The sequence below is a fragment of the Alloprevotella sp. oral taxon 473 str. F0040 genome (genome assembly GCF_000318095.2).
Taxonomy (GTDB): Bacteria; Bacteroidota; Bacteroidia; order Bacteroidales; family Bacteroidaceae; genus Alloprevotella.
In genome coordinates, this window is the sequence record NZ_KB290717.1 from 6,866 (window position 1) to 7,229 (window position 364).

Sequence of the window (364 nt, forward strand, 5' to 3'; positions counted from 1 at the left end):
TCGCAGCCCGCTTGGGCTGCGTGAATTGAAACAATAGTTACTCCACCTTCGAGAACATTAACACCAGGTCGCAGCCCGCTTGGGCTGCGTGATTTGAAACTGATAGTTGTCGTCGAGTACCTATTTTCTTGTATGTCGCAGCCCGCTTGGGCTGCGTGAATTGAAACGTTACGTAGCTGAATATATAACTCAATATTATTGTCGCAGCCCGCTTGGGCTGCGTGAATTGAAACACAACAAACTATGTGCCGACTGATTTTAATGCCGTCGCAGCCCCCTTGGGCTGCGTGAATTGAAACGTCGTATCTCCTTATGATGGCCCTAAGTATTACAGTCGCAGCCCGCTTGGGCTGCGTGAATTGAA